The sequence below is a fragment of the Brevibacillus sp. NSP2.1 genome, assembly GCF_000470975.2.
GTDB lineage: Bacteria > Bacillota > Bacilli > Brevibacillales > Brevibacillaceae > Brevibacillus > Brevibacillus agri.
This window is the reverse complement of sequence record NZ_CP048274.1, coordinates 5,600,596-5,622,500: the sequence shown is the minus strand read 5'-3', so window position 1 is coordinate 5,622,500 and position 21,905 is coordinate 5,600,596. Positions and strand designations below refer to the sequence as shown.

Genomic DNA, 21,905 nt, shown 5'->3' with positions numbered 1-21,905 from the left:
TAAAGCGGTACGCGAGCTGGGTTCAGAACGTCGTGAGACAGTTCGGTCCCTATCTGTCGCGGGCGCAGGAAGTTTGAGGAGAGCTGTCCTTAGTACGAGAGGACCGGGATGGACGCACCTCTGGTGCACCAGTTGTCACGCCAGTGGCATAGCTGGGTAGCTATGTGCGGACGGGATAAGCGCTGAAAGCATCTAAGCGTGAAGCCCCCTCCAAGATGAGACTTCCCACAGCGTTAAGCTGGTAAGACCCCTCATAGACGATGAGGTTGATAGGTTCGGTGTGGAAGCGCGGCAACGCGTGGAGCTGACGAATACTAATCGGTCGAGGACTTATCCACACACTCTTAGCAAACATGCAGATCCAGTTTTCAGGGAATGAACGAATATAGTTAGTGAAGAACCGTGCAGAAATATCTGCACGGTTTTTTTGTTGTTTCTTTTTTTGTCCCAACCCCTTCCTTTACGCTAGTAGCAATTGAGAGGAGGGAGAGAATGTCAGTTCATCCGCTGCGGTTATTGGCCCTGTTACTATTGGCGACATGTATCGGAATCGGTGCCTACACCATTTTAAAACCGCATGATGTGACTTATATTCAGTTGCGGCCAACGGTGGAAAAAGAAAGCGGACAATTGTTGGAGGCAAAAGATATGGAGCCGCTGACCTTGGCATTGGAAGGTCTTTTTCAAACAACTTCTGATCCCATTCCAGGACTGATTCCATGGACAGAGGCACAGGACCTGATCGGGCTGCCCTTTTCGCGTCAAGTGAAGGGAGGAAGACCTTTGTTGCCAAGTGATTTGGAGCTAGGCAATCAGAAGGGAAACGAAGCCTCGTTGGGAGACAAAAGAACCGGGATGAGCATTCCGGTGGATAATGTGGCAGGCGTCTCACCGCACATTTCCGCAGGAGAAAGAGTGCATGTCTACGCCTCGTTTGAAGATGAGGCAGGGGCGCACTCCGGTTTACTCCTGCAAAATATGCCTATTTTGGCCGTTCAACGGGAGATGGAAGGAGATCAACCGAAATTGCAGGCTGTTACCCTTTCTTTGACGAGAGAAGAGGCCGTTTTGCTAACGCATGCTCTTCATTACGGCAAGATCAGATTGGGGCTGGCTGCGGTAATGGACGACCACAAGGCGGGAATAGGCGATGCCAGCTTCGCCGCTGAGTTGATGAAAACCAAAAAACGAAGGGGCTTGGAAAAGGAGGAACAAGGGTGAAAAGGCGATTACTCATTGTAGACGATGATCGAGAGGCAACGCGTCTGCTAGCCAACCAGCTTGCGGGCAGTCAGTTGATCGAAATATGCGGGGAGGCTGCCACCGTAGACGAAGCATGGGCAAAGCTGCAGCAATCCAGGCCGGATCTCGTTCTTTTGGGAGGTGTAAAAGAAACGGAAAGAGGCGTTTTGTGCCAGCAATTCCGCCTTGCTTTTCCTCATCTGTCTTTTATAGCAGCATGCTCGGCCAATGAGCTGGTGTGGGAGCCGTTTTTTCGAAACCTGGGTATTTGGGTAATCGCCAAACCGGTACAATCCGGACAAGTGGAAGCGCTAGCCATGATGGCTCAGAGCCCGGGCTTGGACGCCAGGATTCCAGCACAGCCTCCGCAACATTTTCCCAAAGAGCAACAAGGAGGCATGATTGACCCGCAAGACCAGTTTGCAGAACCTTCACCGGCGTTCAACGGTCAAACCAAGGCAGGGATCAAGCACCTCATTACGGTGTACGGCCCAAAAGGCGGCGTCGGAAAAACGTTTATTTCGCGCGAACTGGCGATCTTTTTTTCCACGCAAAAAAAGGAAGGGCGCCCTTTGAAAGTGCTGGCAGTCGATTTCAATCTCGACTTGGGGACGTTCGCCACCACATTGAATCTGCCCAGAACGCCCAATTTGTTTACGTGGGTACAAGATCTCGATAGCCAGCTCCACGCATTTGCTCAAAAGCGCGGCCTAGACCCGTATGCTGTCCGGCAAAAGGAATGGCAGGAGCTTGCTTCCGTGTTGCCGCTGTCTCCACAGCAGATCGAAAAGTACGTCGTTGAGCATACGGAATCGGGTTTGGGCGTGCTTACTTCCCCGAGAGATATTCGGCAAAGCTTTGAAATTCGCGATTATCATTTGTATCTCATCCTGGAGACGCTCAAACAGAGTAGCTACGATGTCATTTTGATTGATACTGCGCCCGATACGACTGATGCGACGATCCAAGCCCTCTTTTTTGCCGAGCATGTTGTGATGGTAGGCACTCCTGTAGTGGATTCGATCGAAAACATTCAACGCTTGCTGAAGCTGCTGAGAGAAGCAGAGTATCCGGAAGAGCGAATCCAGGTGTGCATGAACCGCTTGCAGCGAAAAGAAATGTTTACGCTGGAAGAAATCCGGGCTTATTTTCAGCTCCATCCAAGCAAGAGGATTTTTTCCATTCCTGACGATGGAGAAGTGAAAAAGTCGATTAACACAGGGGTTCCAGTCATGATGCAAGCCGGGCGAAGTGCCGCCAGGGAGGCCATTGAAACGTTAGGAAAGGCATTGTTTCCGGTTGACGAAGAAACAAAAAAGCCCGCTGTAAAAGGGAAGCAGAGCGAGAAGCCATCCCTTTTGCGCTGGTTGTGGGGCTAGGGAGGCGCTATGTTCGACAAACGACAATTGCTGGGGATATCCAATCAGTTGCCAAGAGGCCAGGAGCAGCGAACGATCGGGCGGGAAACGTCCGGGCCGCCTGCTACGTTGTTTGAAAAAAAGCAAGAGCCTGCCCCCAGTCAGGAGCGGTCGATTGGCAGCGAGGCAGAAACGTTTGTTCGTACCCAAATTGTGGAGAAGTACGGCAGGCGTTTGTGGGAGGATAAGCATTCTCCCGCCTTCAAGAAAGAGCTGACAGCCGACATCAGAATGCTGTTGGAGTCGCAGGTGCCGCTTTCGTCCATGCATTTGGAGGCGGAAGTAAAACGACTGCTGCATTCCTTGACTGGCTGGGGAGCGCTTGATGAGCTATTGGAGGACCGGGATATTACGGAAATTTTGTTTCATCGCCATAATTATCTGGTAGTGGAACGCAAAAGTACCGGAAGGCTGGAAAAGCACGAGGCTGTCGTATTTCGCGACGAAGAAGAAATGCTGCAGTTGCTGGAACAAATTGCTGCGACGATGGGCCGGGAGTTTAATGAGACAAAGGCGGAGCTGCATACACAGCTTCCTGACGGCTCAAGGGTGGCAGCCACGCATCGTTCCATTTCGCCGGACGGGCACACGCTCACCATTCGCAAACACCGCGAGCTGCTGAGTGAAAGCGACTATTTGCGTTACGGGTCGATTTGCGCACCGATGCTCTTGTTTTTGCAAAGAGCCGTCGGTTTATCCAGAGCGTCCGGGATCGTCAGCGGAGGAACAGGCTCAGGCAAAACCCATATGCTGAACCTCATTTCCCAATACGTTCCTGAACATTTGAGCATCATCACGATTGAAGACGTGCTCGAGCTGAAGCTGCAGCATCCTTTTGTCCGCAGGCTTTTGGCAAAGCCGGCCAACTACGAAGGAAAAGGCGGCTTCTCCATTAAGGATTGCGTACGTTTATCGCTGCGCAAGCGTCCTGACGTCATTATGGTGGGCGAGACACGGGGCGGGGAAATTGTCGATATGCTGTGGGCGATGAATACGGACCACCCCGGTAGCTGGAGTACAGCGCATGCAAACTCGCCGCGAGCCTTGGTCGACTCTACGTTGCCGATTTTGTTTGGCAAGGCAGATGAAGTGTACAGTGCTGAGGAACGCAATCTGATGATTGGCTCGGCGTTGGATTTGATTGTCCAGGTAAAGCGGTTTGAGGAGGACGGCAGCCGCAAAGTGGTTGCCATCACGGAAGTTGTCGGCACAGGCCAATCGCACGAGGAATGGATAAAACGAGCGTGCAACGTCAAGCAGGTTGTGCCGGACCGGGTGTATTTGCAAGATATCTTTGTGTATGAAGCGACGGGGATCCAGGACGGAAAAGTAAAAGGGCATTTCAAGTGGACAGGCTATAGGCCTGAACGAATCATCAAGCGCTGGCAGGAAAAAGGATTGTCGCGGGAAGCAATTGAGGAAGTATTTTTTACAACGCCGATACAAGTCTAGGAGGGAAGGGACTTTGGCTGACATCAGCATGCCTGTCGCCATAGGAATTGGTTTTGCCACATTTTTGCTCGTCATTCCGCAAAACATGTATGTCCGTGAGCAAGCGGGCAAGCACGAGATTGTGGGATTGCTTCAGCGGGACAGAAAAACGGTCTGGAATCGGTTGGAGGAAAGGCTGGCGAAGTCACGCTCGGGCTGGGGAATCAACCAGTATGTCACGCTGTCTTTTTTCTTGGGGGTTCTGTCGTTTGGGATAAGCAGCCAACTACTGCAATCGTGGTGGCTGGCGCTTCCCGCCTTGCTTGCTGGCGTCTTGTTTACAGAGCGTTTGGTCAGCGTGTGGGGAGCCAAACGCAAAGACAAATTTGAGGCTGGCAATATAAAAGCGATCCGCCTGATGGCAAGCTCGCTGCGTACGTCGCCCTCTTATTTGCATGCTTTTGAGCAGGTTGCGGCAAGCTCATTTTTAGACGGGATTGTAACGGCAGAGTATAGGCGCATTGTCGAGCTGCTCCGGGCACAGGTGCCATTGGAGCACGTTATGAATGACTTTTACGAGCGAACGGGATCAGCCGATGTCAAATATTTGGCTACGATTGTGCAAATCCAGCGAGAAATGGGTGGAGACATGGCGAAAACGTTGGATTTGGCGGCTTCCTCCATTTTGCGCCGCAGACAGTCGCTGCGCAGGCAAAAAGCCGCTATGGCCCAAATTGTCGCGCAAGTGAATCTTTTGAGCGTGATGCCCTTCATCTTCATTTTGGCGCTGTATGCAAACAATCCGCATCATTTTGATTCGCTGACAGCAACCGTAGGGGGGCGGCTGCTCATTTTAGCGTGCCTGGCGAGTATTTTGCTAGGGGGAGAAGCGATTCGCTACATGGCGCACAAAAGTGTGCACCGGGGAGGGTGAGCGTATGCTTGTGATTTGCGCTCTGATTGGGTTTGCCATCTTTCTTTATGGACTCCCTGCTTGTCTGGGCAAGGGAGCTTCTTTTTTCTCCAGCTTGTTTAGTCGAATTGAAATCGAGCAGCAGGCAGAGCTCGATCAAGCATTCGAGCGCCGACAAGCTCGCTGGACACTGGTTCGTCTGCTGGAAAGACACCCGCCGCTTCTGCAGCGGTTATGCAGATGGACGGGCATCCATGCTTCCAAAACGGAAGAAATCATCTCGCGGCTCCACCTGCCGATTCGTTTGGTCGAAGTGGTTTTGGCGAGGCTGATTTGCATGTGTCTGGTCGCCTCCTCTCTGTTAGCTCTTTTGCTGAAGCTGGCCCAAGGGGAAATGCTCGGGATAAAAACAGGGTATCCGTTGATGCTCAGCTTGGGGCTGTATTTGTTGCCGACGTTTTATCTCGACTGGATGGATAAGCGGGCAAAAGCGGAAATACGCGAACAAGTGCCCGTCTTTTTTGGGATCGTCCAATCGTTGGTCGAGGCAGGTATGCCGCTGCAAGGGGCGGTAAAGCAGACGGCTCGTCGCTTCAATGCCAGGCTGGGCCAAGAGCTTGCCAAACTGGAGGTCGCGGAAAAACGGCATGGATCGTGGAGAAAAGCATTGGAGGAACTGGCATTCCGCTGGGAGGTCGATACGCTGACCACGATCGCTTTGGAGATGAATGAGGCAGTCACCAAGGGCGTCAGCATTTCGCAAATGCTGTCCGTGCAAATCGAGGAACAGGTGAGGCAGCAAGAGGATGAAGCAGCAGCTCATATGAACCGTTTGAACATTCGCCTGCTCCCTTTTGTGATTTTGTTTATGGGGGTTCCTTTGTTATTTCTCGTGATGGGCCCGGCATTGATGGGCATCGGAGAGCGGTTGTAAATATTTTTGCAAGGCTGCGCTGTCTTTTGGCAAAGTGAAAGTACGATCTGATAAAGGAGTGAAAGAGATGTCATTTATCGCAAGCTATTTCCAACGCTTTTGGAGCGAGGAAGACGGCGTAACGATTGTGGAAATGGTCATCATTGTGGCGGTGATCCTTATCTTGATTATTCCGACGCTGGCATCATTGGGGGAAGCTGAAGACGCCAAGCTGAAGGAACTGCAAGAAAAGATCAGCAAATGACAAATGTGCTTGTAGGCGGTCTGCTGACAATCGCCGCATGGTTTGACTGGAGGCATCGCAAAATTCCTAATACGCTCACGTTTTCCGCGATTGTGCTTGGATTTTGCTATCAGTGGCACACTGGATCGTTGTGGACGTCGTTATCAGGTGTGATGGGGGCATTTCTGCTGGCGGCCATCCCTGTAGCCAGCAAGGGCATGGGAATGGGTGACTTGAAGCTGCTCATGGCGATTGGGGCATGGAGCGGCTGGGCAGAGGTGTATCCGCTATTTCTTCACTCGATAGTTTTGTGCATTTTATTTGTCTTGCTTTATCCGCGCAGATGGTCCCGATTGGGAAAAAATTTGTTTGTGATGGCAGTGGGATGGACGGCGCATCGGCAGCTTTGGCTTCCCGGCGTAGAGAAAACGGCGTTCGCTTTTCCTTACGCCGTATTTTTGCTGGGTGCTTTTTTGCTCCGCCAGATGCTGCATAAGGTGGGGGCAGCCTGATGAAAACAATGCTGAGGCGATGGTTGCGGGACGAGCAGGGCAGTCAATTGATTGAGTTTGTCTTGATTTTTCCATTGGTTTGGCTGCTGATCGTGTTTTCGTTCGATCAGTTCACGATTTTGTACAACCGCCAAAAGGCTTTGGCAGCGGCATACGAGGCTGGCCGAATCGCTGCTGTGCAGCCCAATTTTGGACTGGCAAAATACCACGCGAGAGAGCGGGGCATGGCCGAGCTTGACCAAGGCATGGAGGTTGCCGAGCGCGATATTGTGCTGGAGCTGGACGGAGGCGGCTGGAAAAAAGGAAACCACTTTAAAGCTGAGGCGAAGGTGAGTTTTCGCTTGCTTGCCACGGGCGCGGTTTATGAGCTGTCCGAAAGCTATTACATGATGGTCGAAAATGCGGAGGACAAAAAATGACCGGGCTGTGGCAGCTTGCGGAGATACGCGCAAAAGAAGAGAGCGGGGCCACGATGATTACGATGCTCTTTTTTCTCTTCTGTTTGGGCAGCTTGTTGTCTTTGCTGTTGTTTTCGGAGCAGGCCGATTTTTTGGAAATGAACGTTCAGCATACTGCCGATCTGGTGACCAAAGGAGCGCGGGCTGCAGGTTTGTGGGAGTACACGGATACTGATGGGGAGACGCAGAGCAGACTTTATGCAACCAGTCAGGAAGCCGAGCAGGCAGATGCTGAAGTAATCAGGGGCGCTCGTGAGGAAGCAGCTATTTTATGGCGGCTGAACAAGTCCTCACTGGAGAGCAGGGCTGCCGGGGTTTCCGCCGTGCATCAAAGAGGGGAGCGTGCCTATTTGTATCGGCAAGGCATTTATCATTTGCAAGTAGAGGTAGAGCAGCGCATTCCTGTGTTTTGGGGAGAGCTGGATGTAAAAATAGCTCGTGTCTCGCAATCGGGAGTGTATGACTAAAGGGCTGGATAACGAAGCCGAGCACTGTTATTTTTGTCCCAATCACTCGTGGTAATTTAGGAGTATATTCCAAAAATGGGGATAGGAGTGAGGGGCAGTGCCGTCCAAAATTGTCGATCGGTACAAACGCATTCTTAACGGAGAGCAGAAACGCTTTTCCCCGTATGAATTTGAAGATGCGCAGTACCGCAAGCAGAAGGTCCAGTTAATCGTCCGCTATGCGATAGAAAACGTCAAAAAGTGGACGCCTGAGCAGGCGAGACGCGAGTTGAGTCTGGAGGATATAAAGCAATTGAAGCTGCATTTGATCCGCGAGTACATCGAGCCGCCGATCGAGGCAAAGGCGGAAGATGTGTACTACATTGTGGAGTATGCCTACCCGCATCTGCCTCGCCTGCCGGAGAAGCAACGGGTGCTGTGGGTTTATCAGGAGGTATTGTCAGGCATTCGCCGCCATTTTCCTCCTGCCTATTTCCAGAGCGTCAAGGGCGAGGAGCGCGCCAAAGTGTGCGTCGATTACATGTGCCAGCACTTGCTGAAGCTGTCTGATATGCGCGAGCTGCCCAGACTGTTCAGCAAGACGGAGCGGGCTTATTCGCTCCTGAAAAAATTCAAACTGAAAATTCTTGTCGATACGCTGTACTTTTCTCCTTTCGACATGGTGACGGAGATGTACCCGGAACTGAGCGATCCGGTTTATTGGGAAGCTGAGTAAAAATATTTGCCAACGCCCTCTGTCTTTTTTTACGGTATACATAGTTTCATTGGCTTATAAGCACATGAAACGGCCGTACTCTACAGGTGAGAGAAGGAGGCGTTGCGCATGGCAACAGTAGAGGCTCACCACCAGCGCTCTGCATCCGTGGAGCAGCTTCTTGGGCGGCATGTACGCTATCAGAAGCACAAGCCCGGCAGGCACCTTTCATTGGAAAGGCTGCCGCTGGGAAGTTTCCAAATCGAAAGCTTTCATCGATTTGGGGACAGGGTTGTACTCAATGACGGGCTGATTGTGATGGAGAATGCTCCAACCGTCATCGAGCGGGGAGGAAGAATTGCACTGCTTTTCGCTACAGGAGAGGAGCTTTACCTGTGGGCTGAGTAGTGCGAAAAAATCGCCCTTGCACGGATGCGTGCGGGGCGATCCAAAATTCACAAACCCGTTACAAAAATTGACAAAAAAGATTTGACGAGTGACGAAAGATGTTACAAAATGTCTATTATTATATAAAGTTGTAAAAAATTAGGGGGTGCTTTAACGTGTTGGCAAAGAGCGCAATCGAACTGGTCAACCGCTGCTATCAGGAGACAAATGGTCTGAAATTGGTGTCATTGGAAGAACTGAAAGAGGCATTTATCGCTTACGTTTTCGGCGACTACCAGGAGGAGTTCATGGTTCAGTATGATCTGGAAGAGTTTTATGAACATCTGAATCAGCTCCAACTGTCCAACTGCCGCAGAGACTTTGATAAGGCAGTAGAGGAATGGTATATCGTCGAGTATGGAAACGGTTATAGCGATGCGAACTATCACGACATTCTGTTCACGCTGGTGAAAGACGCAGTGGTGCAGTACCAATCGCAAAATCGGACAGCACTCATCCGAGACGTAACCAAACTTTTAACCATGCCAGATGGATTTGTCGCCAGGTGGAAGAGCGGCTTGCTGAAAGAACGTTCACTGCCTCACTACTTTAAATACTTGATGAAGCTGGGGGTTCGCAGTCAGACAGATATTGAAACATTGGTTGATATGTGGCTGCTTGAATACCCAAACGCCTTTGATAAAAAGCAGCAGGAGTTGTTCGCCAACCCACCGCGCAGAGGGAGACCGAACAATGTAGAGCTAGCGCTGCTCATTGACCTGGCAACCAAAGTCAAGCCGGAAATGACCCCACAAGAGCGGGAGCGTCTGCGGAAAATTTACTACTACCACCGCAAGTCACTCACTGTCAGGGAAATGGTTGAGAAATTCGAGAAATACCTCATGGGAAAAAATAAATCGAATGATTCCCAGGTGGGGTAGTCATGTTTCACCAAATGAGCCGTTTCGTCTCCAAATTCCGTGATTTGGAACAGCAGGAGTTTACGCATACTTCCGAAGAAGAACGGCAATGGAGACTGCTCAAGGAAAAGCTGGCTTCCCCTCATACGGTGGAACAGCAAGAGGCGATCATTCGCAAATGCATCGCTGTAACCAGCTTGTACCCGCAGGCAGGCGCCAGTTTTGTGGCCGGCAATATTGCGTACGCCTGGGCGGGACAAGGAATACCCGTGACGCTCTGCGAGATGCCAAATCAAACTTCTTACTTCTACTTCGCTCTTGATTACGAACGCAGAGTTCGATCACTCAAGAATTTTTCTCCAACATCATTGCTCCTCATGCAAAATAACCAACTTCGCATCCAGATCGACACCCCTTTTCATGGTCAGCAAGAATCTTCCCGCATGGATATAGCCAACTGGATACTTCGAGTAAGCAAAGACAGTCCGATTGTTTTCATAGATATCTCTTCTCACTGGAATCAAAGCGAGGCAAGGCAAATTTTCGAAATAGCTGATGAAGTGTGGGTTGTTTTTGATACAGATATCGCACGTCTTACTCGCTTGTTCCTGGTAGAGACAGCCCCGAGCTGGTGGGTGACAGAGAAAAGCAAATTGAGATTTATCGCAAACAAATGGAATGCACATTTTGCGCGTTCAACTGTCATGAAAAAAGTAAAAGGGACGCTCTCACTCTGGGGCCAGACCTTTCCGCAAATTGATTACCAGATTCCACTCGTTGATGAAGAGAAAGCCGCGATGGCACACGTAAAGGCCAACTTTTTGCTGGAGCTTTTTCCAGAACAAGAAAGTGAGTTTCAATCGCTGATTTACGCTCACAAAGGAAGGGTGTTATGAAAAAGCAAACGATGCTCGTTATCTGCCTGATCTCGTTTCTCCTGGCAGGCTCCTCCTTCTATGCAGCCACCCAGTATATTGATGCGCTGGCAACGGAAAAACTGTTTGCCCCAGTCGTAAAAGTGGCTGCCGGAAAGGAAATTTCTCCTTTTGAGCCGATTACAGAAGACGATGTGGTGCTAGTACAGGAAGAAATTGATGAAATCCTCCCAGAAGCGGCACGAGATATAACCGCTGTGATTGGCAAAAGGAGTACGCAAACCATTTATCAAGGTGAGCAACTGTTAACAACCAAGCTGACAGATTCACAGCTTCTGCCGGAAAAAGGTGAGGCGCGGTATGAGTTTCCATTGCTCTCGATTCAGCCTTTGACAGAGCTGCGCAAGGGCGACCACGTGAAAATCTGGGTCAAGTACAAGAGCCTGGCCGAATTGCAGGATTACCCTGAGCCTGTGCAATTCAAAAAGACGAATGACACGGCGGAGTTTCTGTTTGAGAGCCAACTGGCCAGCGTAAGAGACAGCAATGGCACCGAGATCTACACTCTGAAACCAAGCCTGTTGCCTTCTCCAGATCAGATGGATGCGGTCTTCAACGGCTCTCGCGAAAAGCCTCAGTCGAATAGCGAGAAAAAATATCACGATTATCGGGTGCAGCCCACCGCACTACCTGCTTTTCTAGGATTCAATCTAACGGATCGAGAGTACGTAATCCTTAACGAAGCAATGTCATACGGCATGCTGCAGGTAGGCCATATCATGGTTTCAAAGGAGCAAGCGTCATGAAAATTTTAGTTTGTTATCCGATGAAGTCGTTAGCCAAGACGTATATGCCGACTGCGAGCGAGGTGTTGGTGGCTGAATCATCTGAGGAGTTCCCCCGGTTGGCTCACCTGTACCAGCCGGATGCGACCGTCGTTTTTTCCGAGATGTATGCAGCACCGGCGTGGGAGTGGCTTCCCTCCGTCCGAAGCGTACTGCCTGCTCACTCTCCGCTGATTATCGTTCCATTGTATCGGGATGAGCAAATCATTGCCCAAGTCACAGAGAAACTGGAGCTTGAAATGGTGTACGTACTGTCTGCCCAGCTTTCACAGGAAGAGATTCGCAGCAAAATCAGCCTGATCCTGGGCTTTGTCCATGAAAGGAAGGAACACCAAAGCAGCGAAAGCGGCGGCCAGGTCTACGCCCTCATGAGTTATGGCGCATCGGGAATTACTACGTTTTGCATCAATTACCCGATTTTGCTCGCCAGACAGTACCCGACCAAAAGTATTGCCGTTCTTGACATGAACGTTGCAAAACCCGATTTAACCCGCTTTTTCAAGCTTCAGCAGCATCAGTTATCTCTGTTTCGTCCAAATTTATTGGATTACCAGACAGCACTTAGGCGAAACTGGCGCAGCGTCTGCAAACAGAGCGCTCATATGCCCAATCTGTATTACGCGCACGCAGCCAGCAAATGGCGGAGTGCGGAGCTAAGCAATATGCTTGCGGCTTTTCGCCTGCAATTCGACCATGTGTATGTCGACTGGGGGTACTGCTTCCCGGAGTCAGAGACCATGCAGCGTTTGCTTTTCACGGCTGATCGCAATCTGTTGTTTGTTCGCGCTGATCCCTTTGGCATCGAAAGCGCGAAAGAGTGGCTTAAGCATTGGCGAGAAAAAGGTGTACAGTGCGAGGTTTTGCTAAGCCATCAGGAGCCAGGCCAGCCTTATCGGATTGGAGAAGATATCCCGCTCTACGGTGTGGTTCCTCGCATATCGCCAAGCAGGCTGATGCAATCCCAGCGAAGCAGCAGTGTGTTGATCGAAGAGTTTTTCCCGCCCAAATCGTACATCAGCAGTCTCAAGGAAATTGCCAAAGCAGACCTTGCTGAAAAAAGCGTGGTGTACAGTTGATGAGAATAGCAGAGCTGAACAGGGGCACAGCCAATTTGCACGACATTGAGGAAATAAAGCAGGCGGCTCGAGATTACTTGAATCACTTTGGCAAAACGCGCGAAGAAAAGCTGGAGATGCAGCAAATTCTCTCTTTGGCAGAGCAAGGAGACCGCGACAGCCACAATCATATTATTTTGCGCTTGCAGCATTACTTTGAAGAAGTGCTCAAGCGTCCGATATCAGAGGAAATTTTGCCGCATGTCAACGGCTACGAAGGCCTTGTGTTTTCGACCTATGGCTGGGGAATACTTGACGCCGTTCTGCATTTGTCTCCGTGGGTAGAAGAAGTGCGGATAGGCGCTGATCGACGAGTAGCGTACCTGGAACAAGGAGTGAAAAAGTTTCTCTCTTACACTCCTACCTGGAAGGAAGTCGAGATACTTCAACAAAAGCTGACGAATGCTGCCGGTCTGTCTTTTAACGAGAAAAAACCTCGTCTGAGCGGGTATCTTCATGCTCTTAAAGCTCGGTTAACCATGTTTACTTTTCCATATTCAAGAGTGCCCACGATTCTTGTCAGGCGGTTCACGACTCCGGATTTCTCGCTTGACCAGCTTCGGACACAGCCTCGGCCGACTTTTGACGAGCCTGTGCAATGGCTGCTCGAACAGCAAGTGCACGGACGTGGCAACGTTCTTGTCATTGGACCGATGGCTGCCGGGAAAACAACCTTGATGATGTGCATGTTGAAGCTCAAGGACCCGCTGACAGAGTACATTACCATTTTCGAAAGCGAGCATGAGATGCGATTCGCCGATGTATGGCCGGGCGAAGTCATTGAACTGCAAAATGTGGAAGAAATCGGCATTGAGCTGAGCAACTGCTTCAAAGATATGTACCGTTCAACAGCCAATACGATTTTGATCGGTGAAATCCGCGAGCCGATCGAAGCGTACCATTTTGTCAATGCGGGAATCAGAGGGACGGATGCTACGATTGCGGCAATGCATGAACGTTTTCCCCATAAAGCTTTACATGACCTGACAGACCTCGTTTATCAGTATGGGGGACGAAGTGTCGAGTTGACGCAAGAAAGGATCAGCAGGGCAGTCAATTTTGTAAACTCGCTTACCTATCGAAATAACGGTCACCGCTTTGTCGATGCCATTCATGTTACGGAATGGAACGACACTTTCAATCGCGTCGAATCGATCCCGCTAGTCAGTCGCAATGTGCAAACGGGTGCATATGAATGGACAGGAAAGCAGCTAAGTCCTCATCTGGTGGAGTATATGTGCTACGTCGGGAGAGCGAACATTGATGTATTGAAAGAACTACGTCTTACTGATCTGGGCAGGCAGCTATGATTTATTCGCTACTCATTCCGATGGTCGTCTGTCTGTTTATCGGTTTTATGTTCACCGGAGTGTACTTGTACCATAACTGGACTGCTCCCCGAGTTTTCTTTCCCCGCACGGTAGAAGCATGGAGAGAAAAATTTTTGCAGCATGCCACCAGGCGGATGCTGTATGAGCGATACGATCGGTGGTGTCAGATAGGGGGAGGTACACCCGAGGCTCATCTGCTGCTTTCCTTGATTGGTGGTGTCGCGGGATTTGCTTCGGGAGTCTTGCTGGGCAACCTGATTGTCTCTCTGTCTTTGTTTCTCTTGTTTCTTTTACTGCCTACTCTTTTGCTGTACGCCCGTTATACGGTTCGGATCAACAAAAAAATCAGTTCATTTTGCCGCTTTGTGGAGCTTTTTGCCCGCTATTATAACAGCCGGAAAAATATTGTGCTGACTTTTCGGGAAATGATTGAAGAATGTCCGAAGGAGCTTCTGCCAGATTTGCTCCTGCTGAACAACACCCTTGCCGATGGCGGGAATCCTACAGTAGCGGTAGAACGCTTTGCGCAAAGGCTGGATCATCCATGGGCATTTGATTTTGCCATGTACATCGCCAGTGGGTTGGAGGGGGAGACCGAAGACATTCAGGTACCTCTGAACCGATTGACGAATGAAATGTTTGTGCAGCAGGACGAAAAACATGAGCGGGACAGCGAAATATACTCGATCTGGATCAGCCTTTTAATCGTCATTGCCATCTGCATATGCTTGATTCCTTACAACCAGGGATTGTTGAAAGTTTCGTATCGGCTTTATTTTTACACCCCTGACGGACAGGCTATTTTAGCGCTGGCGGTAACCGTCTGGTCATTCTCCATCCTGCTTGCGTTCATTTGGGGGAGGAGGTATCGGTAATGCAGTTGCTCGTCATGTACACGTGGTTGGGTTTGGGTTCTTTATTTATGTTTCTCGCTGTCTTCTTCGTCGGAAAGTATTTGGTGCAAAGCCAAAGGCCTGCGCTGTTCATCTCTGCGAAGTGGTGGAAAAAGTGGGAGAGGACGGTCAAATCTGCCGAAGATGAACAATGGGAACAGTTGCTTTCCCGGGCAGGGAGGCCATTTGGTTGGGGAAAAGCCGAGTGGCTGTTTCTGCAACTGCTGTGTGGAAGTGCCGTTTGCATTCTCGTTCTTCTCTGGGCAATTTTGTGCCGTGTTGAATCATTTCCGCTTTTGTCGATGTGTCTTGCTTCGGGAGGGGGGTACTTCCTTCCGTACCTGGCTCTGAAGATGTGGGCGGGCAATCGCGAGGATATGCTGAGCACAGACATAGCCCGCTTCATCAACCGTTATGTAACCTTGCTGGAAAATCAGGTGCCTGTCTACAATGCCATGGTAAAAGCGGCAAGACCTACGAGAAAGCTGAAAGAGTATGTCCCAACTTTGTCAGAGTGGAACAAAGATCCGGATGAAGCGTTGGAAAGCTTCAAACGCAAGCTGGGGGTCGATGATGGCGTTATTCTCGTTTCCAGCATGCGCACTATTGAGCAGCTAAGCGCGGGACAAGTCAGTGTAACGATGCAGCGCATGGAATCGGCCGTCGATCAGCGCAGGATGTTTCGCCATCGCAAAAAAATAAAATCGCTAGGTATCGGCTACAGTGTCATCGTTTACCCGGCTTTTTACATGGGGTTGTTGGTTGCTATGTTTCCCTGGTACAAGCTGCTGACAGAAATTTTGGCCAAGTATTTAACCTAAAGGGAGGCTAAGCGCTTGACCAAACTGTTGTCCATTATCATGTGCATCGTATTCACTTTGGGAATCATCGTGTCGAGCCTCTCGCACATCAACGCATCAGTTGTTCAGGATGGCGGACTGCGAGATCGAGCAGCTGATTGGATTGATAAAGCGATACCGTAGCATGGCTTTTCTAGTTAACTACTAAAAGGAGAGTGCCACAATGTCGAAAATGTTTTTTATTTTCCTTGCGTGCGTCATGGTCCTGGGGATCGGTGTAAGCTCTTACGGCAATGAACTATCGCCCGCTGCAAACGATTCTGCCGAAAGCATTAACCGTTCCATCACATCACTGAATTACGACACAAGAAATGAAAACATCAACTTCAAAATGCAGAACGGCACAGCCTATACGTCAAACTGATGCTGCACCATCATGTTTTTCTCATTATCGTCGTAATGGCAGGGAGCTTGTGCGCGTTCCTATGGAACTTGCAGCCAGAAGAACAGCTTCGTGAGACTCAACAGGAAAGGGTGTATCGAGCTGCGACGGTTATCTTTCATTAAAAAAGAAAACAGTCGTCTCGTAAGCGATGGTCAAAGCAAAAGTATTTCTCGTTTGCCTGATGGTGCTGCTGTTCGTAATTTCCGGAGTAGGAGCCTACCATCTGTACGCCATGGAGAGAGCCATTGCTCGTGGCATCTATGCGGATATTCTCGATGACATGCAGGATATCGGCTATTTGGACCCGGCTTTGGCAGAATACTATACCAAAAAAATGGCCGAGCTTGGCTGGGACGTAACAGCAGATGTATTTGCGGGTAGCTGGCCGCGAACGATGGGAGAGCGGGCACGTAAAGAGCAAAAAGAGTCCGTCACGCTTACTGTTACGGTTACGCCGTCCAACGTGGCAAAATGGCTGAATGCATTTGTGGAGGGCGATACTGCCTTTTCTTTTACAGGGAGCCGCCCCTCCGAATATTTTGACCCAGGGTGGTAGTCCATGAATAAAATGATTAGCATGTTGGTTTTGCTTGTTCTCGTACTGCCTCTTACGGTGGGGGTGCTTTTTACAGGTCCCGACAACCTCCTGTCGGCTTGCAAGCAGTTTTTCGGTGATCTGCTCGTCCAGGTGACGAGATTCGGTACAGCCTGATGGGACAGCTTGTTGCCGTTATTCTCAATGTCATGCTGTTGTTGATGGTGAGTCTGGGGCTATTGCAGGTACACACGGTCGTGCAGGCGGAAAATGAGCTGATGGAGGTCAGCGCTGCTGCTACAAAATACATCAGCAACCGCGGAGGGACCAATGAAAGCTTGCTGCAGGAGGAAGTGCGGGCTTTTATCGCAAAGGAACTGGCGGAAAAGCGGTTTTCCTTGTCCGAGCGGGAGATCTCTGTAAGTGTGACGCGCACGCATTCGGCCGATCCTGTTTTATGGAGTCATGCAGACGAGTTTTCCCTTGTTTTGACCATTCCCTATCCCGGTTTTACTTCATGGATTCTCGCACCTGCTGAAACGTTGCAGGTCACTCGCCAGGGGACGATTAACGTCATGGACTACGATCTGTAAACATGTGCACTCTCGATAGACGAGAGGACTGCATTAGGAGGATATTCATACGGGGATTAACATTTTATCTATATCGGCGCTGTTGCTTTTTTTGCTGATCGGTACGTTTGTCGTCGATGCTGATATGGCGATGCAGAAAAAAACGGAAATAAAAATGCTGCTGGAGCTGGCCAATCATCATGCCACCTTTGCAATTGATCCTGTCTTGAAGACAGAGGGCGTCATCGATTTGCTGGAAGACGAGGCGCTACAGCGCTTTGACCGCAGGATGAGCGAAAATGGCGGGTATCAGCGCCAGCTCCATTCATACGTGCCAGGAGCGAAAAGCGTGACCACCGACCCGATTCCATTTGTGCGTCATTACGTGGATTTCCGCGCTTGGCGGCAGGATCTGACGTTGCGGCTGCAGTACAACGGAGACAGCTTCGTCACCGTGAGCGCGACGCCAGGAGCTGTCCGCCAAGGGGGCGGTCAACTGCAAATTACAGTTGTGACCGAGCGGGGAGAAGAGCTGCAGCTCGCTCCGAAAAAGATGGTGGGACCGTCCCACATCGTTGTCGCTTACGTGGACGAGAGGCCGTTCCTGCCGATGCTGCCTGGGCATTCCTTTCCAGTGGTTTCGGTGGAGGAAGTGAAGTTTTAGCTTGAGGCGGCTCTGGTGCTCTGTCCATCGATGCCGCCATCGTCTGCTGGACTGACTGTCAAGCACTGATTTTTAGATTAAACCAAAAAATATTAACTTTTTTATGAGTGTTTGACAAATTTTTACAAACAACGACATCGTGAATTTATTAACATATAATTATGTCGGTATATTTACAATTAGGAGTGTGGGTTGCGTGTTGGACTGGGAGAAAGTTGAACAAGAGTATTTAACAGATCGTCACTTCCATCTTACATACTGTGAGGATGGGTACGATATCGAAGGAAGCGTTTGGAAAAAGAAAAATAGTCAGGGATGGGATGTATTATTTTCTGATAACTTTCATGATCTAGGTTCATCAGATACATCAGAAGATATAGTTATCTTTCATTATGAAAAAGATGAACTGGATGTAGAAGAGATTAACAATCTGTTTGCCAGTTGGGTAAATGAGGTCTTGTTACCTCGTGCTAAGGATAAGTCGCAATATAAATATCAGGAGATGTAAGAATAGAATGGAGGATGCACGTTTCATATGTTCAAAAAGATAACAGCGCTACTATTAGCTATAGCTGTATTAACTGGTTGTGTAGGGATTTCTGAAGTGGCTTCTGCCAAAGAATTTAAAACACAATCAAGTCCTGTTGTGGACTCCAAGAATAAAGTGGAATTAAAGAGTAATAAAGAAAAAAGAGTTGCACCAATTGTTGCTAGAATTATTGTGTCAGCCGCAGGATATGCCGTCAAAAAACTTGGAAAAAAGGTAGCAGATGATGTTTGGCCGGTAGTCAAAAAAAAGCTAGATGATTTGTTAGAAAAAGCTGAGGATATCTCGATAAAAGGCCCTGGTGGCGGAGAAAGGGTCTTTGCAATATTCGATAAAAATAAAGAAATTTTCCGTTTGGATGCTAAGTTATTAAAAAAACCGGATGGCTATTACCTGTGGGTTCATTACCATATTACCCCTGATATGTCTGAACATCATGATATTGCTGAAATTTATATGGGCAAAAATAAGCCAGCCGGATGGTAATGCATATCTTTTTTTGATAGGTAATCTGACCAAATATTTCCTGGTGTGTACTCTTTAAGTGACCTATGCACAATTAGTTAGGTTAAAAATGCCGACAAGAGTAGTAATTCATTTTAAAATTCCCTCGCTACGGCGGGGATTTTTTTCGTTCTGTCGAGTGATACAGGATAGGAATGTCCTTTGAAGAATCCCTTAACATAAATTGTAAGTTAGGGGTAAATAAAAATGTTCGATGAGCGAGTTGCAATCCCCTAACCTATTTCTCATCCACCCAAAACAATTTTAAAACAGCTCCAAAACAGTCGAGCCAGCAAAAATCGCCCATTTGCACAAATAACAAAACCCGACAGTAACGACATACTCAAACAGCAAATCCTTGAAAACTAACGGTTTTTCCTGTTTGGTGAAGCTGTACTTGCATATCATGAACCCTGCGATGCCCGAAGCAATTGACAGGAGGTCTTCCATATTTCTCTCCCCCTTAGAACAGACAAGCGTACGTGCCATCAAAAAAGCTCAACACATATTGGTAATTTATTCTACATAAGAATATAAGGCCCTGCACAATCCTGCATCATCTAGGCGCTGGCGCGAATCAAATTTATACCGTTATCCACAACCAAAGCACCGCCCCACCCCATCCCCCACCCCCCACGAAAGATTAGTCAGACTTATTTACAAATTGCGAATTATTCTGTTAATATGTAAGAAAGTGCTTAGCCAGCTTGCGATTGTAAGGAGGTAGCACTCCGAACGTCCCGCATGGCCGGTCCGTTAAGCATGATAAAAGTGGGGTTTTTGATTTGTTTGATAAAGATACCATTTATATCGTGGGCGATGCGCAATCTTCATCCAACAATCCGATAACGCAGCAGTTCAGTGCTTTTTTTATCGGGTTGGTCGTGGATACTACCAACGACAAAATCGTAGATGCGGCTTGTTCGTCTACGGTGCAACTGACGTCTGACTTTGCCCGGTCGATTTTTATCGGCCACTCCATCTTTGCGTCAGAGGAGATTGGGGAAGAGATTCGCTATCGGTATTTTGGATCTTCGCAAAAAACATTGATTGCTGCATTCAAGGATGCGCAAAAGAAGTACAAACAGGCTGTTTCCGCGAGAAGTAAAGCAGAAGTCACCAAGTGAATAAGAAAACAACTGCTGCTTTATTTATTCGTATGCACGGCATACACGTAAGTAAAACCCAGCAAATGCCATGAGGAGTGTGCATTTGCTGGGTTTTTTGCTTATAGGGAAAGTCCGTCGCTTCCGCCCGGGATGCGAACAAAACAGCTTTTGCCCACCAGCTTGTTCACGGATTTCTGAGTTAAAGGAGGAGAGTCCTTGCTATCTTTTGTCTTCCGCAGATTTATCTCCATGATCGTTACGCTGTGGCTCATTGTTACCGTTACTTTTTTTCTGATGCACGCGGTGCCCGGGTCGCCTTTTGAAAAAGAAGGAAAAGCGCTGAACGCGACAGTGGAGCAAAACCTCAACGCCTACTACAACCTGGATAAGCCGCTCGTTGTCCAATATGTTTTGTATTTGCAAAAGCTGGTGCAGTTTGATTTGGGGCCGTCGACGGCGAATGCTTCCGATACCGTCAACAAAATGATTGCCCGCGGTTTTCCGGTTTCGTTCCAGCTTGGGGTGATTGCCGTCGTGTTTGCCATTTTCTCGGGGGTGGGGCTTGGCGTAGTTGCTGCGTTGCGCCATAACCGTTTGATTGATTACGCCGCGATGGTGATTGCCGTTCTCGGGATATCCATTCCCAGCTTTGTCGTCGCGCCTTTGCTGATTAAATATTTGGCTGTCGAGTGGAAGCTGCTTCCGACAGCGACATGGGGATCGTGGCAGCATGTGGTGATGCCTGCGCTGGCGTTGGCGTTTGGGCCGATTGCGATTATCGCTCGTCTGACGAGGACAAACATGCTGGAGATATTGACGCAGGAGTATATCGAAACGGCCAAAGCAAAAGGGCTGAAGCCTGCCACGATTGTGTTCAAACACGCCTTGCGCAATGCGATTTTGCCCGTCGTCACGCTGCTTGGTGCGCTCATCGCCAACGTGTTGACAGGGAGCTTTGTCATCGAGAAAATTTTTGCGATTCCGGGGATGGGCAAATACTTCGTAGCGGGGATTATCAACCGCGACTATTCCGTCATCATGGGTACAACCGTGTTTTACAGCGCCCTGCTGATTTTCATGATGTTTGTCGTCGACGTTTTGTACGGCATTATTGATCCGCGAATCAAGCTACATCGAAAGGAGAGCGAAGGATGATCGTTTCTGACGACTTGTTTATCCCGATGCGCAAAGACAACCTCAATTCGGAAGCGATTGTGCGACCTCAACTGACATTCTGGCAGGAAGCCTGGCAGCGGCTGAGAGGAAACAAGCTTGCTTTGATGGGACTTGTCATCATTATTGTGCTCGGCGTCATGGCTACCATTGGTCCTTTGATATCGGGACACGAGTATGCCAAACAATCCATTCTCATGAAAAACAAAGCGCCGTCCGCGACGAACTGGTTTGGTACCGATGATTTCGGACGCGATGTATTTACCCGTGTATGGTACGGGGCGCGCATTTCCTTGTTTGTCGGTTTTATGGCTGCACTCATCGACTTTTTCATCGGTGTCTTGTATGGCGGAATCGCTGGTTATTTGGGTGGGCGAGTCGATAACATCATGATGCGCTTCGTCGACCTCCTCTATGGATTGCCTTATTTGCTGGTGGTCATTTTGCTGATGGTAGTCATGGGGCCAGGGCTTGGAACGATTATCGTCGCGTTGAGCGCTACGGGCTGGATCGGTATGGCTCGGACCGTTCGCGGACAGGTGCTGCAAATGAAAAGCTCCGAATACGTGCTGGCGGCAAAGACGATGGGAGCGAAGCCGTTTTACATCATTCGCAAGCATTTGCTGCCCAATACGATTGGCATCATTATCGTCTACGTCACTTTGTCGGTTCCATCCGCGATCTTTGCGGAGGCGTTTCTCAGCTTCCTCGGCCTCGGCGTGCAGGCTCCGATGGCGAGCTGGGGCGTGATGGCCAACGACGGGCTTTCGACCATTTTGTCCGGTCACTGGTGGAGGCTGTTTTTCCCGGCCTTCTTCATTTCATTGACGATGCTTGCGTTCAACGTGCTCGGTGATGGCTTGCGCGATGCGTTCGACCCGAAGGCAAGGAGGTAGAC

At 49.4% G+C, this 21,905-nt stretch carries 30 protein-coding genes and 1 rRNA gene (1 of these 31 running past the window's edge); 30 read left to right on the top strand and 1 reads right to left on the bottom strand.

What is annotated here, in order from left to right; all coding sequences use genetic code 11:
* The 27 genes from M655_RS27795 to M655_RS27665 all read left to right on the top strand — a co-directional run.
* Positions 1-338: ribosomal RNA gene (locus M655_RS27795) — 23S ribosomal RNA — on the top strand; it begins 2,634 nt to the left of the window's first position.
* A 154-nt stretch (positions 339-492) separates the two neighbouring features.
* Positions 493-1,221, top strand: coding sequence for a Flp pilus assembly protein CpaB (gene cpaB / locus M655_RS27790; RefSeq protein WP_005831499.1), 729 nt, complete (start codon positions 493-495; stop codon positions 1,219-1,221).
* The gene (locus M655_RS27785; protein ID WP_005831497.1) at positions 1,218-2,621 is read left to right on the top strand and encodes a CpaE/TadZ family protein; all 1,404 of its coding nucleotides are present in this window, start codon (positions 1,218-1,220) and stop codon (positions 2,619-2,621) included. The genes cpaB and M655_RS27785 overlap by 4 nt, the downstream gene beginning before the upstream one ends.
* A gap of 9 nt (positions 2,622-2,630) precedes the next feature.
* On the top strand, positions 2,631-4,112 hold the full coding sequence (locus M655_RS27780; RefSeq protein ID WP_005831496.1) for a TadA family conjugal transfer-associated ATPase: 1,482 nt from the start codon (positions 2,631-2,633) through the stop codon (positions 4,110-4,112).
* Positions 4,113-4,140: 28 nt separating this feature from the next.
* Entirely contained in the window at positions 4,141-5,025 is an 885-nt protein-coding gene (locus M655_RS27775; RefSeq protein ID WP_035423442.1) for a type II secretion system F family protein, read from the top strand.
* A 4-nt stretch (positions 5,026-5,029) separates the two neighbouring features.
* Entirely contained in the window at positions 5,030-5,938 is a 909-nt protein-coding gene (locus M655_RS27770; protein ID WP_005831493.1) for a type II secretion system F family protein, read from the top strand.
* Between the two features lie 67 nt (positions 5,939-6,005).
* Positions 6,006-6,182 carry a hypothetical protein gene (locus M655_RS27765; RefSeq protein WP_005831490.1) on the top strand — a complete coding sequence of 59 codons (177 nt, stop codon included), beginning with the start codon at positions 6,006-6,008 and terminating at the stop codon, positions 6,180-6,182.
* Positions 6,179-6,673 carry an A24 family peptidase gene (locus tag M655_RS27760; RefSeq protein WP_005831488.1) on the top strand — a complete coding sequence of 165 codons (495 nt, stop codon included), beginning with the start codon at positions 6,179-6,181 and terminating at the stop codon, positions 6,671-6,673. Before M655_RS27765 ends, M655_RS27760 begins: the two co-directional genes overlap by 4 nt.
* Entirely contained in the window at positions 6,673-7,092 is a 420-nt protein-coding gene (locus M655_RS27755) for a TadE/TadG family type IV pilus assembly protein (protein ID WP_005831486.1), read from the top strand. Before M655_RS27760 ends, M655_RS27755 begins: the two co-directional genes overlap by 1 nt.
* Positions 7,089-7,598 (top strand): hypothetical protein, encoded by a 510-nt coding sequence (locus M655_RS27750; RefSeq protein WP_005831484.1) that lies wholly within the window; start codon positions 7,089-7,091, stop codon positions 7,596-7,598. The genes M655_RS27755 and M655_RS27750 overlap by 4 nt, the downstream gene beginning before the upstream one ends.
* A 97-nt stretch (positions 7,599-7,695) precedes the next feature.
* Positions 7,696-8,313 carry a DUF4046 domain-containing protein gene (locus tag M655_RS27745; RefSeq protein ID WP_005831482.1) on the top strand — a complete coding sequence of 206 codons (618 nt, stop codon included), beginning with the start codon at positions 7,696-7,698 and terminating at the stop codon, positions 8,311-8,313.
* A gap of 108 nt (positions 8,314-8,421) precedes the next feature.
* A complete protein-coding gene (locus tag M655_RS27740; RefSeq protein ID WP_005831480.1) occupies positions 8,422-8,700 on the top strand; it encodes a hypothetical protein in 279 nt (92 codons plus the stop codon).
* 155 nt (positions 8,701-8,855) lie between these two features.
* The gene (locus M655_RS27735) at positions 8,856-9,620 is read left to right on the top strand and encodes a hypothetical protein (RefSeq protein ID WP_005831478.1); all 765 of its coding nucleotides are present in this window, start codon (positions 8,856-8,858) and stop codon (positions 9,618-9,620) included.
* A 2-nt stretch (positions 9,621-9,622) separates the two neighbouring features.
* Positions 9,623-10,495, top strand: coding sequence for a P-loop NTPase family protein (locus M655_RS27730; RefSeq protein ID WP_005831476.1), 873 nt, complete (start codon positions 9,623-9,625; stop codon positions 10,493-10,495).
* Positions 10,492-11,280 carry a CpaB family protein gene (locus M655_RS27725; RefSeq protein WP_005831475.1) on the top strand — a complete coding sequence of 263 codons (789 nt, stop codon included), beginning with the start codon at positions 10,492-10,494 and terminating at the stop codon, positions 11,278-11,280. The genes M655_RS27730 and M655_RS27725 overlap by 4 nt, the downstream gene beginning before the upstream one ends.
* Positions 11,277-12,395, top strand: a complete 1,119-nt coding sequence (locus M655_RS27720) for a CpaE/TadZ family protein (RefSeq protein ID WP_005831473.1) — start codon at positions 11,277-11,279, stop codon at positions 12,393-12,395. Before M655_RS27725 ends, M655_RS27720 begins: the two co-directional genes overlap by 4 nt.
* Positions 12,395-13,744 carry an ATPase, T2SS/T4P/T4SS family gene (locus tag M655_RS27715; protein ID WP_005831471.1) on the top strand — a complete coding sequence of 450 codons (1,350 nt, stop codon included), beginning with the start codon at positions 12,395-12,397 and terminating at the stop codon, positions 13,742-13,744. The genes M655_RS27720 and M655_RS27715 overlap by 1 nt, the downstream gene beginning before the upstream one ends.
* Positions 13,741-14,640 carry a hypothetical protein gene (locus M655_RS27710; protein ID WP_026558539.1) on the top strand — a complete coding sequence of 300 codons (900 nt, stop codon included), beginning with the start codon at positions 13,741-13,743 and terminating at the stop codon, positions 14,638-14,640. Before M655_RS27715 ends, M655_RS27710 begins: the two co-directional genes overlap by 4 nt.
* Positions 14,640-15,479, top strand: a complete 840-nt coding sequence (locus M655_RS27705; RefSeq protein WP_026558538.1) for a hypothetical protein — start codon at positions 14,640-14,642, stop codon at positions 15,477-15,479. Before M655_RS27710 ends, M655_RS27705 begins: the two co-directional genes overlap by 1 nt.
* A 15-nt stretch (positions 15,480-15,494) precedes the next feature.
* Positions 15,495-15,641 carry a hypothetical protein gene (locus tag M655_RS27700; RefSeq protein ID WP_286085947.1) on the top strand — a complete coding sequence of 49 codons (147 nt, stop codon included), beginning with the start codon at positions 15,495-15,497 and terminating at the stop codon, positions 15,639-15,641.
* Between the two features lie 40 nt (positions 15,642-15,681).
* On the top strand, positions 15,682-15,882 hold the full coding sequence (locus tag M655_RS27695) for a hypothetical protein (protein WP_005831465.1): 201 nt from the start codon (positions 15,682-15,684) through the stop codon (positions 15,880-15,882).
* Between the two features lie 169 nt (positions 15,883-16,051).
* A complete protein-coding gene (locus M655_RS27690; RefSeq protein WP_005831463.1) occupies positions 16,052-16,459 on the top strand; it encodes a hypothetical protein in 408 nt (135 codons plus the stop codon).
* A 3-nt stretch (positions 16,460-16,462) separates the two neighbouring features.
* Positions 16,463-16,615 (top strand): hypothetical protein, encoded by a 153-nt coding sequence (locus tag M655_RS27685; protein ID WP_005831460.1) that lies wholly within the window; start codon positions 16,463-16,465, stop codon positions 16,613-16,615.
* Positions 16,615-17,031, top strand: a complete 417-nt coding sequence (locus M655_RS27680) for a hypothetical protein (RefSeq protein ID WP_005831458.1) — start codon at positions 16,615-16,617, stop codon at positions 17,029-17,031. The genes M655_RS27685 and M655_RS27680 overlap by 1 nt, the downstream gene beginning before the upstream one ends.
* Positions 17,032-17,110: 79 nt before the next feature.
* The gene (locus tag M655_RS27675; protein WP_025843817.1) at positions 17,111-17,674 is read left to right on the top strand and encodes a hypothetical protein; all 564 of its coding nucleotides are present in this window, start codon (positions 17,111-17,113) and stop codon (positions 17,672-17,674) included.
* Between the two features lie 196 nt (positions 17,675-17,870).
* Positions 17,871-18,182: a DUF3986 family protein gene (locus tag M655_RS27670; RefSeq protein WP_007786408.1), complete on the top strand. Its 312-nt coding sequence runs from the start codon at positions 17,871-17,873 to the stop codon at positions 18,180-18,182.
* Between the two features lie 27 nt (positions 18,183-18,209).
* A complete protein-coding gene (locus M655_RS27665) occupies positions 18,210-18,707 on the top strand; it encodes a YpjP family protein (protein ID WP_025843818.1) in 498 nt (165 codons plus the stop codon).
* Between the two features lie 282 nt (positions 18,708-18,989).
* Here the strand turns inward: M655_RS27665 and M655_RS27660 are convergent, their stop codons facing one another.
* A complete protein-coding gene (locus M655_RS27660) occupies positions 18,990-19,175 on the bottom strand; it encodes a hypothetical protein (protein WP_005833714.1) in 186 nt (61 codons plus the stop codon).
* 335 nt (positions 19,176-19,510) lie between these two features.
* On the opposite strand from M655_RS27660, the gene M655_RS27655 reads away from it, so the two are divergent.
* The 3 genes from M655_RS27655 to M655_RS27645 all read left to right on the top strand — a co-directional run bounded on the left by M655_RS27655 (position 19,511) and on the right by M655_RS27645 (position 21,903).
* A complete protein-coding gene (locus tag M655_RS27655; RefSeq protein ID WP_005833711.1) occupies positions 19,511-19,852 on the top strand; it encodes a DUF3870 domain-containing protein in 342 nt (113 codons plus the stop codon).
* 198 nt (positions 19,853-20,050) lie between these two features.
* The gene (locus M655_RS27650; RefSeq protein ID WP_005833709.1) at positions 20,051-20,989 is read left to right on the top strand and encodes an ABC transporter permease; all 939 of its coding nucleotides are present in this window, start codon (positions 20,051-20,053) and stop codon (positions 20,987-20,989) included.
* A 26-nt stretch (positions 20,990-21,015) separates the two neighbouring features.
* Complete coding sequence (locus M655_RS27645) at positions 21,016-21,903, top strand: ABC transporter permease (protein ID WP_369750419.1); 888 nt, start codon at positions 21,016-21,018, stop codon at positions 21,901-21,903.
* The last annotated feature ends 2 nt before the right edge of the window (positions 21,904-21,905 follow it).

What these genes read in the sequence shown, in the direction of transcription:
- cpaB (WP_005831499.1), top strand. Translation starts at nt 493, where the DNA reads ATGTCAGTTCATCCGCTGCGGTTATTGGCCCTGTTACTATTGGCGACA.
- M655_RS27780 (WP_005831496.1), top strand. Translation starts at nt 2,631, where the DNA reads ATGTTCGACAAACGACAATTGCTGGGGATATCCAATCAGTTGCCAAGA.
- M655_RS27775 (WP_035423442.1), top strand. Translation starts at nt 4,141, where the DNA reads ATGCCTGTCGCCATAGGAATTGGTTTTGCCACATTTTTGCTCGTCATT.
- M655_RS27770 (WP_005831493.1), top strand. Translation starts at nt 5,030, where the DNA reads ATGCTTGTGATTTGCGCTCTGATTGGGTTTGCCATCTTTCTTTATGGA.
- M655_RS27765 (WP_005831490.1), top strand. Translation starts at nt 6,006, where the DNA reads ATGTCATTTATCGCAAGCTATTTCCAACGCTTTTGGAGCGAGGAAGAC.
- M655_RS27760 (WP_005831488.1), top strand. Translation starts at nt 6,179, where the DNA reads ATGACAAATGTGCTTGTAGGCGGTCTGCTGACAATCGCCGCATGGTTT.
- M655_RS27755 (WP_005831486.1), top strand. Translation starts at nt 6,673, where the DNA reads ATGAAAACAATGCTGAGGCGATGGTTGCGGGACGAGCAGGGCAGTCAA.
- M655_RS27750 (WP_005831484.1), top strand. Translation starts at nt 7,089, where the DNA reads ATGACCGGGCTGTGGCAGCTTGCGGAGATACGCGCAAAAGAAGAGAGC.
- M655_RS27740 (WP_005831480.1), top strand. Translation starts at nt 8,422, where the DNA reads ATGGCAACAGTAGAGGCTCACCACCAGCGCTCTGCATCCGTGGAGCAG.
- M655_RS27730 (WP_005831476.1), top strand. Translation starts at nt 9,623, where the DNA reads ATGTTTCACCAAATGAGCCGTTTCGTCTCCAAATTCCGTGATTTGGAA.
- M655_RS27725 (WP_005831475.1), top strand. Translation starts at nt 10,492, where the DNA reads ATGAAAAAGCAAACGATGCTCGTTATCTGCCTGATCTCGTTTCTCCTG.
- M655_RS27720 (WP_005831473.1), top strand. Translation starts at nt 11,277, where the DNA reads ATGAAAATTTTAGTTTGTTATCCGATGAAGTCGTTAGCCAAGACGTAT.
- M655_RS27715 (WP_005831471.1), top strand. Translation starts at nt 12,395, where the DNA reads ATGAGAATAGCAGAGCTGAACAGGGGCACAGCCAATTTGCACGACATT.
- M655_RS27710 (WP_026558539.1), top strand. Translation starts at nt 13,741, where the DNA reads ATGATTTATTCGCTACTCATTCCGATGGTCGTCTGTCTGTTTATCGGT.
- M655_RS27705 (WP_026558538.1), top strand. Translation starts at nt 14,640, where the DNA reads ATGCAGTTGCTCGTCATGTACACGTGGTTGGGTTTGGGTTCTTTATTT.
- M655_RS27695 (WP_005831465.1), top strand. Translation starts at nt 15,682, where the DNA reads ATGTCGAAAATGTTTTTTATTTTCCTTGCGTGCGTCATGGTCCTGGGG.
- M655_RS27690 (WP_005831463.1), top strand. Translation starts at nt 16,052, where the DNA reads ATGGTCAAAGCAAAAGTATTTCTCGTTTGCCTGATGGTGCTGCTGTTC.
- M655_RS27685 (WP_005831460.1), top strand. Translation starts at nt 16,463, where the DNA reads ATGAATAAAATGATTAGCATGTTGGTTTTGCTTGTTCTCGTACTGCCT.
- M655_RS27680 (WP_005831458.1), top strand. Translation starts at nt 16,615, where the DNA reads ATGGGACAGCTTGTTGCCGTTATTCTCAATGTCATGCTGTTGTTGATG.
- M655_RS27665 (WP_025843818.1), top strand. Translation starts at nt 18,210, where the DNA reads ATGTTCAAAAAGATAACAGCGCTACTATTAGCTATAGCTGTATTAACT.
- M655_RS27660 (WP_005833714.1), bottom strand. Translation starts at nt 19,175, where the DNA reads ATGGAAGACCTCCTGTCAATTGCTTCGGGCATCGCAGGGTTCATGATA.
- M655_RS27645 (WP_369750419.1), top strand. Translation starts at nt 21,016, where the DNA reads ATGCGCAAAGACAACCTCAATTCGGAAGCGATTGTGCGACCTCAACTG.